12 protein-coding genes and 1 riboswitch are annotated in these 15,970 nt (G+C 53.2%); of the genes, 4 read left to right on the top strand and 8 right to left on the bottom strand.

Going from position 1 to position 15,970, the window contains the following annotated elements:
- Positions 1–446: 446 nt before the first annotated feature.
- Together murI and btuB are read right to left on the bottom strand one after the other, a co-directional pair.
- Positions 447–1,298, bottom strand: a complete 852-nt coding sequence (murI, locus tag ABU190_RS21515; protein WP_107223580.1) for a glutamate racemase — start codon at positions 1,296–1,298, stop codon at positions 447–449.
- The gene (gene btuB / locus ABU190_RS21510) at positions 1,243–3,093 is read right to left on the bottom strand and encodes a TonB-dependent vitamin B12 receptor BtuB (protein WP_354692341.1); all 1,851 of its coding nucleotides are present in this window, start codon (positions 3,091–3,093) and stop codon (positions 1,243–1,245) included. The genes murI and btuB overlap by 56 nt, the downstream gene beginning before the upstream one ends.
- Before the next feature lie 65 nt (positions 3,094–3,158).
- Positions 3,159–3,339, bottom strand: a riboswitch (cobalamin riboswitch).
- Positions 3,340–3,457: 118 nt separating this feature from the next.
- On the opposite strand from btuB, the gene trmA reads away from it, so the two are divergent.
- On the top strand, positions 3,458–4,558 hold the full coding sequence (gene trmA, locus ABU190_RS21505; RefSeq protein WP_354692340.1) for a tRNA (uridine(54)-C5)-methyltransferase TrmA: 1,101 nt from the start codon (positions 3,458–3,460) through the stop codon (positions 4,556–4,558).
- A gap of 47 nt (positions 4,559–4,605) precedes the next feature.
- Here trmA and ABU190_RS21500 read toward each other — a convergent pair whose 3' ends face one another.
- Together ABU190_RS21500 and fabR are read right to left on the bottom strand one after the other, a co-directional pair.
- Positions 4,606–4,959, bottom strand: a complete 354-nt coding sequence (locus ABU190_RS21500; protein ID WP_039077268.1) for a YijD family membrane protein — start codon at positions 4,957–4,959, stop codon at positions 4,606–4,608.
- A gap of 10 nt (positions 4,960–4,969) precedes the next feature.
- The gene (gene fabR, locus ABU190_RS21495) at positions 4,970–5,608 is read right to left on the bottom strand and encodes an HTH-type transcriptional repressor FabR (protein ID WP_039077269.1); all 639 of its coding nucleotides are present in this window, start codon (positions 5,606–5,608) and stop codon (positions 4,970–4,972) included.
- A 196-nt stretch (positions 5,609–5,804) separates the two neighbouring features.
- On the opposite strand from fabR, the gene sthA reads away from it, so the two are divergent.
- Positions 5,805–7,205, top strand: a complete 1,401-nt coding sequence (gene sthA, locus ABU190_RS21490) for a Si-specific NAD(P)(+) transhydrogenase (protein WP_039077270.1) — start codon at positions 5,805–5,807, stop codon at positions 7,203–7,205.
- Here sthA and oxyR read toward each other — a convergent pair.
- From oxyR to argC, 4 genes are all read right to left on the bottom strand, one after another.
- Positions 7,188–8,105: a DNA-binding transcriptional regulator OxyR gene (gene oxyR / locus ABU190_RS21485; RefSeq protein ID WP_039077271.1), complete on the bottom strand. Its 918-nt coding sequence runs from the start codon at positions 8,103–8,105 to the stop codon at positions 7,188–7,190. The genes sthA and oxyR overlap by 18 nt on opposite strands.
- 309 nt (positions 8,106–8,414) lie before the next feature.
- On the bottom strand, positions 8,415–9,788 hold the full coding sequence (gene argH / locus ABU190_RS21480; protein WP_354692339.1) for an argininosuccinate lyase: 1,374 nt from the start codon (positions 9,786–9,788) through the stop codon (positions 8,415–8,417).
- A gap of 75 nt (positions 9,789–9,863) precedes the next feature.
- Positions 9,864–10,640: an acetylglutamate kinase gene (gene argB, locus ABU190_RS21475; protein WP_107223581.1), complete on the bottom strand. Its 777-nt coding sequence runs from the start codon at positions 10,638–10,640 to the stop codon at positions 9,864–9,866.
- Between the two features lie 15 nt (positions 10,641–10,655).
- Positions 10,656–11,660, bottom strand: a complete 1,005-nt coding sequence (gene argC / locus ABU190_RS21470) for an N-acetyl-gamma-glutamyl-phosphate reductase (RefSeq protein WP_354692338.1) — start codon at positions 11,658–11,660, stop codon at positions 10,656–10,658.
- A 172-nt stretch (positions 11,661–11,832) separates the two neighbouring features.
- Here argC and argE point away from each other — a divergent pair, with 172 nt between their 5' ends.
- Together argE and ppc are read left to right on the top strand one after the other, a co-directional pair.
- A complete protein-coding gene (gene argE / locus ABU190_RS21465) occupies positions 11,833–12,984 on the top strand; it encodes an acetylornithine deacetylase (RefSeq protein ID WP_039077275.1) in 1,152 nt (383 codons plus the stop codon).
- Positions 12,985–13,256: 272 nt separating this feature from the next.
- A complete protein-coding gene (gene ppc, locus ABU190_RS21460; protein ID WP_354692337.1) occupies positions 13,257–15,908 on the top strand; it encodes a phosphoenolpyruvate carboxylase in 2,652 nt (883 codons plus the stop codon).
- The last annotated feature ends 62 nt before the right edge of the window (positions 15,909–15,970 follow it).

Below are 15,970 nucleotides of genomic sequence, written 5' to 3'. Positions count from 1 at the left end.
TGTTAGGCCTGCCGCCAGCGTTCAATCTGAGCCATGATCAAACTCTTCAATTTAAAAGTTTGATGCTCGTAGAATTAAACTTCGTAATGAATTACGTGTTCACTCTATGAGACTTGGTATTCATTTATCGTCCGAGGACGTTAAGAATCCATGTCACTTTGAGTGCCCACACAGATTGTCTGATAAATTGTTAAAGAGCAGTGCCGCTTCGTTTTTCGCTGCGGCGCGGGGTGTGCATATTACGCTTTCCCGCTGCAGAGTCAAGTATTTATTTTTACTCTTCTCTGCGGAATTCTCACCGGCATTCGCCTGAGAACCCTGCTGACCCGGCGGCTTGCTTGCCGTTGTTCCGTGTCAGTGGAGGCGCATTATAGGGAGTTCTCAGGAAGTGACAAGCCCTAATTTTAAAAAATTTTTCAACCGTCTCTTTTTTGCTCAAAAGGCCATTAAAGCGCGAGTTTTTCGAGCGTCCCGAAGCCATAGCGCTGTAAGACGGGCAATAAAAGAACAGTTTCTGGCGTGACGGCCATGCAATACGCCAGATTTGCATCTGCTGATTTAGCATCAGGCGCCTCATGCTCAAGCAACCAGGCCGTACGACGCGCTATAGCCGCACCCGAATCCACCAGCCGCGTTCCCTCCGGAAGCACCTGCAACAGCTCATGCTGCAATAAAGGGAAATGCGTACATCCAAGCACCACGGTATCCGGCGGCTCAGGCATCCGCAGCCACGGGCGTAAAATGCGTTTGAGTTCATCCAACGGAACGGGCTTACCGTGCAGCTTCGCTTCCGCAAGCTCAACCATCTCCGCTGAACCCAGCAATTCAATTTTGCATTCGTTAGCGAAGCGCTTAATGAGTTCGTGGGTATAAGGACGCTTTACGGTTGCACGTGTGGCCAGTAACCCCACCACACCATTCGCCGTTAAGCGTGCAGCGGGTTTGATCGCGGGAACCACTCCAACAACCGGGAAAGCGAATTTCTCACGTAGCGCAGGTAAAGAAACGGTGCTGGCGGTATTACAGGCAATGACGGCAAGTGCCAGGGGATATTGAGCCTGAACGGCAGTGACGATTTCGACAACACGTTCGACAATGAACTCTTCGCTCTTTTCACCATAAGGAAAGGCGACATTATCGAACGCGTAAATGTAATGCAGGTCCGGCAGGAGATGCCGGACCTCATCATAAACAGATAACCCACCTACGCCAGAATCAAACACCAGCACGGTGGGCCGCAGTTTAGAAGGTGTAGCTGCCAGACAAGGTGTATTCTCGTCCTGCAGTTTGGTAGCCATAAGCTGTCTCGTAATCTTTATCGAACAGGTTAGCTATTTTACCACGAACTGTCAGATGTGAGGTCATCGGATATGACAATCCAATGTCCCAGACGCTTACACCGCCCAGCTTAACGGGATGGGAAGTATAAGTAGTTGCGTCATAGGCGTTGTCATAGCGTTGCCCCAGGTATTGATACGCCACATTCCAGCCAAGGTCATAAATCTGCCCGGTCAGTTCGTACTTAACCTGCTGCTTCGCACGGCGAGCAAGCACCTTATTGGTTTCGTCATCACGCGGATCGATATATTGCAGCGTCAAATGGTGATCGACAGGACCTGTCGTCACGTTTCCGGTCCACTCCAGACCTTTGATCGTTGCCGATTTTACGTTGTAATAAGCGCTGTTATCGTAATCAATCAGGTTATTGATTTCATAGCGATACGTAGACAGACGCCAGTCCAGCGGCCCCGTCAGCCCTTCAAGCCCTGCTTCCCATTGCTTCGACTCTTCCGGTTTCAGATTCGGGTTGGAAGCAATGCCAAACCGCTCCGCGCCAAACTGCTGGCCAAGCGATGGCGCCAGGAATCCGGTCCCGTAAGAAAGCGTCACACGGTAATCATCAACGAACTCCCAACCCGCTGCTGTCTGCCAGGTACCATGCCAACCGAACTGTTCGTCATGGTCTTCACGCCCGGATGCTTCCAGGGTTACCTTGTCGATTTGCTGCTGGCCGGTCAAATAGAGCCCGGTGGTGTCACGCTTATAGATATCCGTACTGGATGTGCCGCTGGATTGCAGTTTCTCTTGTTTCCAGTCAACGCCACCGCTAACGGAACCATGTCCCACCTCGACGTTGTTACCCCACTGGATGTAACGCTGTTCCATATTGTCCAGGCTTGCGCTCGCTGCATAGCGACCATCCTGCGCATTGTAATTATAATTTTTAAGGTGCTGATAATTGGCAATTAGCTGAGATGAGTAGATGCCGGAATGATAATTGAGGCCGGTATCCCATGATTGGGTATAGTTCTGGCTTTCATCGCCACCACCTGCGTAACCACCACTGCCCTGGTCATAGTCAGTATTGGAGCTGTAGCCATAGCCGCGGAAGAAACCTGAGACGCTATCGTTAAACTTATGCTGAACACCGCCCCAGAACAGTTTATTGCGATAACCGTCGCGATCGCTGTCATCCGCATAGGTTGAGTCCGGCTGAACGTTGAAACCTTTGGTCGTCTGATACGCACCAGCAGCAGTGATCATCGTATCGCCAAAGCGTTGATTTATCGCGCCGTCATAGTTCTGGTAACCGTTGGTCCCCATCCCTGCGTTAATCTGCGCGCGCTCATCGTCACTCATCGTAATGATGTTAACCACGCCACCGATGGCACCGGATCCATAAACCGCAGAGCGTGGCCCACGGATGTATTCAATACGTTGTACCAGCGAGACCGGGATCTGACCAATATCGATTGCATTGCCAATACCGGCACGCGCCATCGGTACACCGTCAATCAGCACCAGTACATGACGCGCTTCGGTACCGCGAACAAAAAGCGAGGAGCTCTGCCCTATTCCACCGTACTGGGCAATATCCACCCCCGGCAGACGACGCATCACATCGTTAAGATCTTTTGACTGCCAGCGTTGAATATCTTCACGCGTCACCACATCGGTGGGTGCCAGTACGGTATTCACCGGTTGTTGAAAACGGTTTGCTGTTACCACCAGAGTGTCCGGGTTGCCATCCTGCGCCCAGCCGGAAAAAGCTGTGACGGAGAGCGCCGTCAGCAGCGAAGCTTTTTTAATCATTGTGAGAGCATCCACAAAATAATAAGGATGCCGCAGGTGTCATCAATAGCTCGCGATGATGGCACCAAATGCGACGTAATTCCGGCAGGTCTTCGGGCTAGGAGGTACAACAAGATGATGACTTCCCACATATATATGCAGTGTCTGCTTTCGCTATCATCCCACACATCCTTACCGCTGCGCGTCAGCTCCAGATTTACACTGGATTCCCTTTTAACTCACAGGACCGGAACAGGGATGCTACATTCAGAAACATATAGATGTCCAGACTGCTATGCCGGGAAGTGAAAAAACATCCGGGACTGGACATCCCCTGAGCAATCCCTACAATCCCCGCGTTATTCTTAATCATTCAGGAAACACAATGACACCCGAACACCTGCCAACAGAACAGTACGAAGCCCAGTTGGCTGAGAAAGTCGTACGTCTGCAAGCCATGATGACGCCTTTTTCCGCGCCCGTTCCGGAGGTGTTCCGCTCACCGGTCAGCCATTACCGCATGCGCGCCGAATTCCGTATCTGGCACGACGGTGACGATCTCTACCACATTATCTTTGATCAACAGACGAAAAGCCGAATCCGTGTCGATAGCTTCCCGGCGGCAAGCGAGCTGATCAATCAGTTAATGAAAGAGCTGATGAAAGGCCTGCGCGACAATAAGGTGCTGCGCCACAAGCTATTCCAGATTGATTACCTGACCACCATGAGCAACCAGGCCGTTGTCTCCCTGCTGTATCACAAAAAGCTGGAAGACGAATGGCGTGAAGAGGCTATGCGTCTGCGTGATGCTTTACGTGCTAAAAACCTGAATGTGCATCTGATCGGGCGCGCCACCAAAACTAAAATCGAGCTGGATCAGGATTATATCGACGAACGTCTGCCGGTCGCCGGGAAAGAGATGATTTATCGCCAGGTTGAAAACAGCTTCACACAACCTAACGCGGCGATGAATATTCAGATGCTCGAGTGGGCGCTGGGCGCGACGAAAGGTTCAACAGGCGATCTGCTGGAGCTCTACTGTGGCAACGGCAATTTCTCCCTGGCACTTGCACGTAATTTTGACCGCGTTCTGGCCACAGAAATCGCCAAGCCTTCGGTTGCGGCCGCGCAATACAATATCGCAGCGAATCATATTGATAACGTGCAAATCATTCGAATGTCGGCAGAAGAGTTTACCCAGGCGATGAACGGTGTACGTGACTTCAACCGCTTGCAGGGTATCGATTTGAAAGGCTATCAGTGCGAAACGATTTTTGTCGATCCACCGCGTAGCGGACTGGATGCCGAGACAGAAAAGATGGTGCAGGCCTATCCGCGCATTCTTTATATCTCCTGTAACCCGCAGACGCTGTGTAAGAACCTGGAAACTCTGAGCCAGACGCACCGCGTTGAACGCCTTGCGTTGTTCGATCAGTTCCCTTACACGCACCATATGGAGTGCGGCGTATTGCTCACGGCGAAGTAAAAAAAAGCGCATCAGCTCAAGGGCCGGATGCGCTTTATTTATTTGGATTACAGTTCCGACTTACGGTTACGCATACGATAACCAATCCAGAAAACCAGGATCACGGACAATACCGCAGGCAGGAAATTAGAGCCGATAGCCGGATATTCCGCCCGTACCACGGTGCTGTAAAGTAACACGCCCAGAATAAAGCAAGCCGCTGCCAGACCCGGTAACCCGACCGGCATGGTTCGGTTTTGATAACGCTGATGCAGGCAGTACACCGTGAGCACCAGTGAGATAATCGGGAAAACGGAGAAAGGCACGATCGAGCTAAAAATCGCTGCAAATGCGCCGTTAATCGATAAGCCAGCGATCAGTGCCAGCAACAACGTACCTTTATCCTGGACAGATTGTTTCATTACTTATCCTTCACTCGTCGGTTTGATGCGCCATTTTTTCTTGTTCACGGCGATACCAGTAATACGCGCCTTTGGAGATCATCCTCAGTTGCAATACCAGTCGCTCTTCTAATTGCCTGCGTTGCTCAACGCCGATATCCAGTGCTTCGGCACCCGCGCTGAAAACAATAGTGACCATTGCCTCGGCCTGCGCTTCGGTGAACGCACGCGGCATATGGTTTTCGAGTTCAAGATAATCGGCAAGTTCCGCAATAAAGTGCTGGATTTCACGTGCTACCGCAGCGCGGAATGCCGCTGAGGTGCCGGAACGTTCACGTAGCAGCAGACGAAATGCGTTCGGATTGTTGCCGATAAATTCCATAAAGGTCGAAACGGACGTTCGAATAACGCTGCCGCCTTTTGCGATACGCTGTCGCGCCTGACGCATCAACTGGCGCAGCATTAAGCCGCTCTCATCGACCATAGTCAGTCCAAGCTCATCCACATCGCGGAAATGGCGATAAAAGGACGTCGGGGCGATGCCCGCTTCACGCGCAACTTCGCGCAAACTCAGGCTGGCAAAACTACGCTCAGCGCTAAGCTGGCTAAATGCCGCCTCCACCAGCGAACGCCGGGTTTTTTCTTTTTGTTGCGCTCTAACGCCCATCACGATGCTTGAATCCCTCCGCAGACCTGCTGGCACTATACCAGAGAATAAAACTAATCGGATTGTACTGGATTGTGAATGATTGTTTACGAGCTCTTTCTGCTTTGCTGCATGAAAAAAGCACAACGATAATTGGGTTATGCCGCTAACGATGTTACTATTATGTTGTTTTTATGTATAAGAACAGGTAAGCCCTCCCATGCCACATTCCTACGATTACGACGCAATAGTTATAGGCTCCGGTCCCGGCGGCGAAGGCGCTGCTATGGGGCTGGTTAAACAAGGTGCCCGGATAGCGGTGATTGAGCGCTATCACAACGTGGGCGGAGGATGTACCCACTGGGGAACCATCCCCTCGAAAGCCCTTCGCCACGCGGTCAGCCGTATTATCGAATTTAACCAAAACCCTTTATATAGCGACCACACCCGCCTTCTTCGTTCCTCTTTCGCCGACATTCTCAACCATGCGGATAGCGTGATTAACCAACAAACGCAGATGCGGCAAGGCTTTTATGAGCGTAATCGCTGCGAGATCTTGCAGGGTAACGCCCATTTTATTGACCCACACACAGTTTCGCTGGAGTGTCCGGACGGCTCAGTAGAAACCCTCACCGCCGAGAAGTTCGTGATAGCCTGTGGCTCCCGCCCCTATCGCCCGGCCGATGTGGACTTCTCTCATCCGCGCATTTACGACAGCGACTCGATTCTGAATATGCACCATGAACCTCGCCACGTAATTATCTACGGTGCGGGGGTGATCGGCTGCGAATATGCTTCGATCTTCCGGGGAATGAATGTCAAAGTCGATCTAATCAACACCCGCGATCGCCTGCTGGCTTTCCTCGATCAGGAAATGTCGGACTCCCTTTCCTACCATTTCTGGAACAGTGGCGTCGTTATCCGCCATAACGAAGAGTACGAGCAGATCGAGGGAATGGATGATGGTGTGATTATGCACCTGAAATCTGGCAAGAAAGTGAAAGCAGACTGCCTGCTCTATGCGAACGGACGCACCGGCAACACCGACAGTTTACAACTGGAAAATATTGGTCTGGATGCTGATGGTCGTGGTCAGTTGAAAGTTAACAGTATGTACCAGACAGCGTTGCCGCATATTTATGCGGTGGGTGATGTGATCGGTTATCCAAGCCTTGCCTCAGCTGCGTATGATCAGGGGCGTATTGCCGCACAGGCGATGGTGAAAGGTGAAGCGACAGCGCACCTGGTTGAAGACATTCCAACCGGCATTTACACCATTCCGGAAATTAGCTCTGTGGGCAAAACCGAGCAGCAGCTAACGGCAATGAAAGTACCTTATGAAGTGGGCCGGGCACAGTTTAAACATCTGGCGCGCGCGCAGATTGTGGGTATGAACGTTGGCACGCTGAAAATCCTGTTCCATCGCGAAACCAAAGAGATTTTAGGAATTCACTGCTTTGGGGAACGTGCGGCCGAAATCATTCATATCGGCCAGGCGATTATGGAGCAGAAAGGTGGCGGTAACACGATCGAGTACTTTGTTAATACCACCTTTAACTACCCGACCATGGCGGAAGCCTATCGGGTAGCTGCGCTAAATGGCTTAAACCGCCTGTTTTAACGCACTGTCGAAATGGCCATCCATCGCACCACGGATGGCCTCTGCCAGCTGCTCATAGCGGCTACGCAGCGGTGAACCCGGACGATAGACCAGACCAATAGTACGACGCGGCTCCGGTTTAATACAGGGCAGATACACCACACCATCCCGCACACGCTCACGCGGTACCGCCAGCGCCGGTAGCAACGTAATACCGCTGCCCGCAGCCACCATATTACGCAGTGTCTCCAGACTGGTCGCCCGGAAGTGAGTGTCTTCATCTGCACCCGCTTCAAAGCAGAAGCCCATCGCCTGATCGCGCAGGCAGTGTCCATCTTCCAGCATCAGCAGCTTTTCACCCGCCAGATCGGACATCGGGACGCGGTCGCGATTCGCCCAGGGGTGGTCCTGATAAATCGCCAGCATCATGGGTTCGTCGAAAAGCGGCACCTCAATAAAGGCTTCACTTTCTTTCACCAACGCCAGGATTGCACAATCGAGCTTGCCGCTATCCAGTTGCGCCAGAAGCTGATGCGTCTGCGCCTCATGCAGATACATTTCCAGTTTCGGGAATGTCTGGTGCAGCATAGGGATAATATGCGGAAGCAGATAGGGTCCAACGGTAGGGATTAAGCCAATATGCAGCGGGCCGGACATCGTCTCCCCCTGCTGGCTTGCCATCTCCTTGAGCACTTTGACCTCACGCAGCACGGTACGTGCCTGATCCACCAGCAGCAAACCGGCCTGAGTGAACAAGACTTTGCGGCTGGTACGCTCCAGCAGCATAACGCCAAGCTCGTCTTCCAGTTTACGAATTTGCCCGCTCAGTGTTGGTTGGCTGACGTGGCAGGAATCCGCTGCGCGGCGAAAATGGCGGTGTTCGGCTAACGCCACCAGATATTCAAGATCACGAATATTCATTATTCATCCTCCGTCGCCACGATAGTTCATGGCGATAGATAGAATAGCAACGAACGATTATCCCTATCAAGCATTCTGTTCAATAATTAGCTCAAGAAACGCAGCGGGAGACATTACCCTTGATGCCACTGCAACGTTCTCTCTGAACAACTAAAGCCAACGTGAACATTTGCGGACCCCGTGGTCCGCTTTTTTTTTGCGTAAAAAAGCCCGGGATAAAAGCAAAATGGCAACCGAAGTTGCCATTTTTAGTGTTTGCTCCCTCTCCCTGTGGGAGAGGGCCGGGGTGAGGGCACCAGCCCGCACAAATCAAACCAACCGATTTTTCGCATCCGCAATGGCCTGAGCGACCTGTTTCGGTGACACGCCGCCTTTTGCGGCGCGTTTGTCCAGGCAAGATTGCAGCGACAAAATCGGATAGACATCATCGGCAATCACCGCGCTAAACTTCTGCAAATCCGCCAGCGCCAGCTCTTCCAGCGGTTTGCCCTGACCGATTGCTTCCACTACTGCTTCACCAACAATATGGTGCGCCTCACGGAATGGCACGCCTTTGGCAACCAGATAATCTGCCAGCTCAGTCGCGTTCGCATAACCCTGCTGTGCCGCCTCCTGGCAACGCGGACGTTTCACCTGAATGCCATCCAGCACCAGCGCCGCCATGTGCAGACAGTCAAGCCAGGTATCGAGCGCATCGAACAGCCCTTCTTTATCTTCCTGCATATCTTTGTTGTAGGCCAGCGGCAGACCTTTCAGGGTCATCATCATGCCGGTCAACGCACCCTGCACACGACCACATTTACCGCGGATCAGCTCCAGCGCATCCGGGTTTTTCTTCTGCGGCATCAGGGAGGAGCCGGAAGTAACGCGATCGGACAGTTCAACAAACCCGGCTTCACCGGTGTTGAAGAAAATCAGGTCTTCGGCGAAACGGGAGAGATGGACCATACCAATAGAGGCGTCGGAGAGCAGTTCCAGCACGTGGTCACGGTCAGAAACGGTGTCCAGGCTGTTGCGGGTCGCGGACGCAAAGCCCAGCCAGCCAGCCAACTGCTCACGATCGATTTCATAAGCGGTGCCTGCGAGCGCGCCGCAGCCCAGCGGACTCACATCGAGGCGCTTAAGCGTATCCTGTAAGCGGCTTTCATCACGCGCCAGCATTTCTACATAAGCCAGGCACCAGTGGGCAAAAGTGACCGGCTGCGCACGTTGCAGGTGGGTATAACCCGGCATGACTGCATCCTGGTTATTTCCCGCAGTTTCCACCAGCGCGCTTTGCAACTGACGGTTTGCGGTCAGCAGCTCAGCCACCGTGTCTTTGCACCACAGTTTGAGGTCGGTCGCGACCTGATCGTTACGGCTACGCCCGGTGTGCAGCTTTTTACCCAACTGGCCGACTTTATCGATCAGTTTACCTTCCACCCAGCTATGGATATCTTCGGCATCACTTTCGAGGATCTGCTGCGGATTCGCGCGCACCTCTTCGAGCAGGATATTCAGCGCCTCTTCCAGTTGTAGCTGCTCATCGTTGGTTAATACACCCACGGTGACCAACGCTTTGGACCAGGCCACAGAGCCAACGATATCCTGCTCCGCCAGGCGATAGTCAAAGCGCAAAGAGTCGTTGAACTGTTTGAACCGTTGATCTGCTGCCTGAGTAAAACGCCCACCCCAAAGTGCCATAACATGCTTCCTTAAATTCGTTTAGTGTTGCCTGTCTCTCACCCTCTCCTCTCAGGAGAGGGTTCAGGGAAAATTTTAAGCCAGAATACGTGTACCGATCGGTGTACCGTTAAACAGCGCCGGTAGCTGATCCGCATGCCGCCAGGAGGCGATATCCACCGGGCGATTTAGCGTACGCGCAGCATCCAGCGCCGCATTCACTTTCACAATCATGCCATCGGTGATGATGCCCTGGGCGATTAACTGCTCCGCTTTCGCCGCCGTCATCTCGGCAATACGCTGGCCTTTACCATCCAGAATACCGCTCACATCAGAGAGCAGAATCAGGTCTGCGCCCAGTGTTGCCGCCAGTGCCGTCGCCGCCTGATCTGCGTTGACGTTCATCAGTTCGCCTTCATCCGTCACGCCGATAGAGCTGATCACCGGCAGGAAGCCACCTTCCAGCAGCGTGTTAATCAGCTTCGGCGAACCCGGTTGCGCCAGACCGACATGGCCCAGTTCTTCATCCAGTTTCGTCACTTTCACGCTGTCACCATCGCCAAGGTACAGGCCGACAGAGGCAATCTGATGTTTCTTCGCCCAGGCCAGCAAGGTTTTGTTCGCCGTCCCGGCCAGTGCGCCGGTAATAATGTCGATTTGATCGGCCGGGGTCACGCGCAGACCATTTTTCTTTTTCACAGGTAAGTTGAGCTGTTTCATCAGCTCATCCACCACGCAGCCGCCGCCGTGGACAATCACTAGCGGGCGCTGGTGCGACTCGCGGTAATTCACCAGCGCGGTAAACAGACGCTCCAGCGCTTCTTCACTATCCAGCAGTACGCCGCCGAGTTTAATAATTAATGGATTCATCATCAGGCCTGCACTCAATTAGATAAGAGACTGGGTTTCAGCGTAGCCGAAACGAATATTGGCACACTGCACTGCTTGCGCAGCCGCGCCTTTTAATAAGTTATCTTCGGTGGCCACGACAATCAGGTGTTGGTCCTTCACGGCAAAACCAATATCACAGAACGGCAGGCCAACCACATTTTTTAGCGCCGGAACGCCTTTGTCGTACAGGCGCACCAGCGGTTTATCGCCATAAGCCTGTTGGAAAATCTCCGCGATCTGCGCCTGTGTTACGCCAGGGTTCAGACGGCAGGTAATGGTTTCCAGAATGCCGCGCGGGAAATTGCCCAGATGCGGAGTAAAAATAACCTCAGCGCCCAGATGGGTAGTGATTTCCGGGTGATGGCGATGATTGAACACGCCATACGGCTGCAGGCTGACTTCACAGAAACTGTTCGAGATAGCAGCTTTACGACCTGCGCCACTCACGCCGCTGGTCGCATTAATTACCGGCCACTGGTTGAGATCCAGCACGCCCGCATCAATCAGCGGTTTAAGGGAGAGTTGCGCTGCCGTTGGGTAGCAGCCCGGCATGGCTATCAGATTCGCCTCTTTCAGCGCATCCGCACTCCACTCCGCCAGGCCATACACTGCCTGTGCGAGCAGGTCCGGATGCTGATGAGTGAAGCCATAGAATTTTTCATAGAACGCGGGGTCGTTAACACGAAACGCACCAGACAGGTCGAAAACCACGCAGCCCGCTGCGAGGAATTGCGGCGCCAGGTCGTGGCTCACTTCATGCGCCGTCGCCAGAAACACGACATCCACACCTTGTGTGAACTCACTGATATCCGACATCGGCTGCAACGGCAGGTCGACAATGCCTTTCAACTGCGGATGTAAATCAGAGACCAATTTTCCTGCATCATTACTTTGCGCTGAAACCGTCAAAGCGGTTATGTTCATATGAGGATGGCGATTTACATAGGTCACTAGCTCTGCGCCGGCGTAACCGCTGGCACCCACAATTAATGTGTTCAACATCGGGGCAGTCTACCTTCTTAGTACGTCATGTTTGCCAGGGAGTGATTCGGCATCAATCCCACGTCGCGCTGTAAAGGCGCCGGATGGGTTCCTTTACGCTCAGCATTAATGTATTTTTATTCACTATTAATGCATGAATATTGATACTATCACGAACTCAGGTATGTCAACAATGAAAATGAATTTGCCACCATTTATCGAGATTTACCGCGCCCTGATTGGCACTCCGTCTATCAGCGCAACGGAAGAAGCCCTTGATCAAAGCAATGCTTCTTTAATCAATCTGCTTGCTGGATGGTTTGGCGACCTCGGGTTCAAGGTTGAAGTGCAACCCGTCCCCGGCACACGCAACAAGTTTAATCTATTAGCCAGCATCGGTGAGGGTGCAGGCGGCCTTCTGTTGACCGGCCATACCGATACCGTTCCCTTTGATGATGGTCGCTGGACGCGCGATCCGTTCACCCTGACCGAGCATGATAATAAGCTCTACGGCCTGGGCACCGCCGACATGAAAGGCTTCTTCGCCTTCATTCTTGATGCGCTGCGTGATGTTGATGTGACGAAACTGAAAAAGCCGCTCTACATTCTGGCGACTGCCGATGAAGAGACCAGCATGGCAGGCGCGCGTTACTTTGCCGAAAATACACAGTTGCGACCAGATTGCGCCATCATCGGCGAGCCGACCTCACTGCAACCGGTCCGCGCGCATAAAGGCCATATCTCCAGCGCCATTCGCATACTGGGGCAATCGGGCCACTCAAGCGATCCCGCACGCGGGGTGAACGCCATTGAATTGATGCATGATGCCATCGGCCATATTCTGCAACTGCGCGATAATCTGAAAGAGCGTTTCCACTACGATGCGTTCACCGTGCCCTATCCGACACTGAACCTCGGTAGCATCCACGGCGGTGACGCCTCCAACCGTATTTGCGCCTGCTGTGAGTTGCATATGGACATCCGCCCGCTTCCGGGTATGACTCTCGACGATCTGAACGGCCTGCTCAATGACGCGCTCGAACCAGTAAGCAGCCGCTGGCCAGGTCGTCTGACGGTTTCTGAACTTCATCCGCCGATCCCGGGTTATGAATGCCCGCAGGACCATCAACTGGTTGACGTGGTCGAAAAACTGTTGGGTGTAGAAACAGAAGTGGTGAACTACTGCACCGAAGCGCCGTTTATCCAGACGCTGTGCCCGACGTTGGTATTGGGGCCAGGATCAATCAATCAGGCTCATCAGCCCGATGAATATCTTGAGACCCGCTTTATTAAACCCACCCGTGAGTTAATTACGCAGGTGGTTCATCACTTCTGCTGGCATTGATTTGTCACCACCTCACTCCGATTAACCACATTCGGAGTGAGGATAAAATAGAGTGACGTTGTTCACAATTCCATAAGCAACGCTTATTAGCCGCGAAGCGAATTAAATTTCGTAAATTCACGCCATTTATTCGTTTGCTGAACCGATTTCGCCGCAATTGACGTCGTGGGTTTTACGTGGCTTTATAAAAGGCGGTGTCTGATATCTATCCGTTTCACGTTGCAGGACGGTGGATATAACAAAATAAAATGAGATGGGGTGTCTGGGTTAACATGAACGAACAATATTCCGCTTTGCGTAGTAATGTCAGTATGCTCGGCAAGCTGCTGGGGGATACCATCAAGGATGCGTTGGGAGAGAACATTCTTGATAAGGTCGAAACAATCCGTAAGCTGTCCAAATCTTCACGTGCTGGTAATGAAGCGAGTCGTCAGGAGCTGCTCAATACGCTGCAGAACCTGTCCAATGATGAACTGTTGCCGGTTGCCCGCGCATTCAGCCAGTTTCTGAACCTTGCCAACACCGCTGAGCAATACCACAGCATTTCGCCAAAAGGCGAAGCTGCAAGCAACCCGGAAGTGATTGCTCGTACTCTGCGTAAACTGAAAGACCAACCCGATCTCAACGAAGCGACCATCAAGCAAGCCGTCGAATCGCTGTCGCTGGAGCTGGTGCTGACCGCCCACCCGACAGAGATCACCCGCCGTACGCTGATCCATAAAATGGTGGAAGTGAACAACTGCTTAAAGCAGTTGGATAATACCGATATAGCCGATTATGAGCGCCATCAACTGATGCGCCGCCTGCGCCAGCTTATTGCGCAGTCCTGGCATACCGATGAAATCCGTAAACACCGTCCCAGCCCGGTCGATGAAGCCAAATGGGGCTTTGCGGTGGTGGAAAACAGCCTGTGGGAAGGTGTGCCTAACTATCTTCGCGAGCTCAACGAACAGCTTGAAGAGAACCTGAATTACAAGTTACCGGTCGATTTCGTACCGGTACGCTTTACCTCCTGGATGGGCGGCGACCGCGACGGCAACCCGAACGTCACCGCAGACATTACCCGTCACGTCCTGTTGCTGAGCCGCTGGAAGGCGACTGACCTGTTCCTGAAAGATATTCAGTTGCTGATCTCTGAACTCTCGATGGTCGAATGTACCGACGAGCTTCGCGAGCTGGCCGGTGCCGAAGGCGCGCAGGAGCCGTATCGTTACCTGATGAAAAAACTGCGCGGCCAGTTGATGGCAACGCAGGCCTGGCTGGAAGCCCGCCTGAAAGGCCAACGACTGCCGAAACCAGAAGGTCTGCTGAGCCAGAACGAACAGCTATGGGAACCGCTATATGCCTGTTACAAATCGCTGCAGGCATGCGGCATGGGCATCATCGCTAATGGCGAACTTCTCGATACCCTGCGCCGCGTGAAATGTTTTGGCGTGCCGCTGGTGCGTATTGATGTACGTCAGGAGAGCACCCGCCACACCGAAGCGCTGGGCGAGCTGACCCGTTACCTGGGTATCGGCGATTATGAAAGCTGGTCCGAAGCCGATAAACAGGCTTTCCTGATCCGCGAACTGAACTCCAAGCGTCCTCTGCTACCGCGTAACTGGGAGCCGAGCAATGAAACCCTTGAGGTTCTCCGGACCTGCAAAGCGATCGTTGATGCCCCGAAAGGATCGGTAGCCGCCTACGTGATCTCCATGGCGAAGACCCCATCCGACGTGCTGGGTGTTCACCTGCTGCTGAAAGAAGCCGGTATCGACTATGCCCTACCGGTTGCACCGCTGTTTGAAACACTCGACGACCTGAATAATGCCAACGATGTGATGACACAGTTGCTGAATATCGACTGGTATCGCGGCTTTATTCAGGGCAAACAGATGGTCATGATTGGCTATTCCGACTCCGCAAAAGACGCGGGCGTGATGGCCGCATCCTGGGCGCAATATCAGGCACAGGACGCGCTTATCAAAACCTGCGAGAAAGCGGGCATTGAACTGACGCTGTTCCACGGCCGTGGCGGCTCGATTGGTCGTGGCGGTGCCCCGGCCCATGCGGCGCTGCTTTCACAACCGCCGGGAAGCCTGAAAGGCGGCCTGCGCGTGACCGAACAGGGTGAGATGATCCGCTTCAAATACGGTCTGCCGGAAGTGACCATCAGCAGCCTGTCGCTGTACACCAGCGCCATTCTGGAAGCCAACCTGCTGCCTCCGCCGGAGCCGAAAGAATCCTGGTGTCACATCATGGACGAGCTGTCAGATATCTCCTGCGATCTGTATCGTGGCTACGTGCGTGAAAACAAGGACTTCGTGCCGTACTTCCGCTCTGCAACGCCAGAGCAGGAACTGGGCAAACTGCCGCTCGGTTCACGCCCGGCCAAGCGCCGTCCAACTGGCGGCGTAGAATCATTGCGTGCCATTCCGTGGATTTTCGCCTGGACGCAAAACCGCCTGATGTTACCAGCCTGGCTGGGTGCGGGCGCGGCACTGCAAAAAGTGGTAGAAGACGGCAAACAGAGCGAGCTGGAAGCCATGTGTCGCGACTGGCCGTTCTTCTCAACCCGTCTTGGTATGCTGGAAATGGTTTTCTCCAAAGCGGATCTGTGGCTGGCGGAATACTACGACCAGCGTCTGGTGAAACCAGAACTGTGGGCACTGGGCAGCGAGCTGCGTAAACTGCTCGAAGCCGATATCAACGTGGTTCTGGCGATCGCCAACGACTCCCATTTGATGGCCGACCTGCCATGGATTGCTGAGTCTATTCAACTTCGTAATATTTACACCGACCCGCTGAACGTGCTGCAGGCTGAGCTGCTGCACCGTTCCCGTAAAGCGGAAGAGGAAGATAAAGAGCCGGATCGCCGCGTAGAGCAGGCGCTGATGGTCACCATCGCAGGCGTAGCGGCAGGTATGCGTAATACCGGCTAACCCTCACAGCCTGGCGTAAAAGGTCACACATCGTGTGGCCTTTTTTTATGCCGCCAGTTAAG

The sequence above is a fragment of the Phytobacter sp. RSE-02 genome, from assembly GCF_040578655.1.
Classification (GTDB): domain Bacteria; phylum Pseudomonadota; class Gammaproteobacteria; order Enterobacterales; family Enterobacteriaceae; genus Phytobacter; species Phytobacter diazotrophicus.
This window is presented reverse-complemented; position numbering and strand designations above follow the sequence as displayed.

Bases quoted from the DNA above. Each gene is read 5' to 3' on its own strand.
- trmA (WP_354692340.1), top strand. From the start codon at position 3,458: ATGACACCCGAACACCTGCCAACAGAACAGTACGAAGCCCAGTTGGCT.
- argC (WP_354692338.1), bottom strand. From the start codon at position 11,660: ATGTTGAACACATTAATTGTGGGTGCCAGCGGTTACGCCGGCGCAGAG.
- sthA (WP_039077270.1), top strand. From the start codon at position 5,805: ATGCCACATTCCTACGATTACGACGCAATAGTTATAGGCTCCGGTCCC.
- murI (WP_107223580.1), bottom strand. From the start codon at position 1,298: ATGGCTACCAAACTGCAGGACGAGAATACACCTTGTCTGGCAGCTACA.
- ABU190_RS21500 (WP_039077268.1), bottom strand. From the start codon at position 4,959: ATGAAACAATCTGTCCAGGATAAAGGTACGTTGTTGCTGGCACTGATC.
- argH (WP_354692339.1), bottom strand. From the start codon at position 9,788: ATGGCACTTTGGGGTGGGCGTTTTACTCAGGCAGCAGATCAACGGTTC.
- ppc (WP_354692337.1), top strand. From the start codon at position 13,257: ATGAACGAACAATATTCCGCTTTGCGTAGTAATGTCAGTATGCTCGGC.
- oxyR (WP_039077271.1), bottom strand. From the start codon at position 8,105: ATGAATATTCGTGATCTTGAATATCTGGTGGCGTTAGCCGAACACCGC.
- argE (WP_039077275.1), top strand. From the start codon at position 11,833: ATGAAAATGAATTTGCCACCATTTATCGAGATTTACCGCGCCCTGATT.
- argB (WP_107223581.1), bottom strand. From the start codon at position 10,640: ATGATGAATCCATTAATTATTAAACTCGGCGGCGTACTGCTGGATAGT.
- btuB (WP_354692341.1), bottom strand. From the start codon at position 3,093: ATGATTAAAAAAGCTTCGCTGCTGACGGCGCTCTCCGTCACAGCTTTT.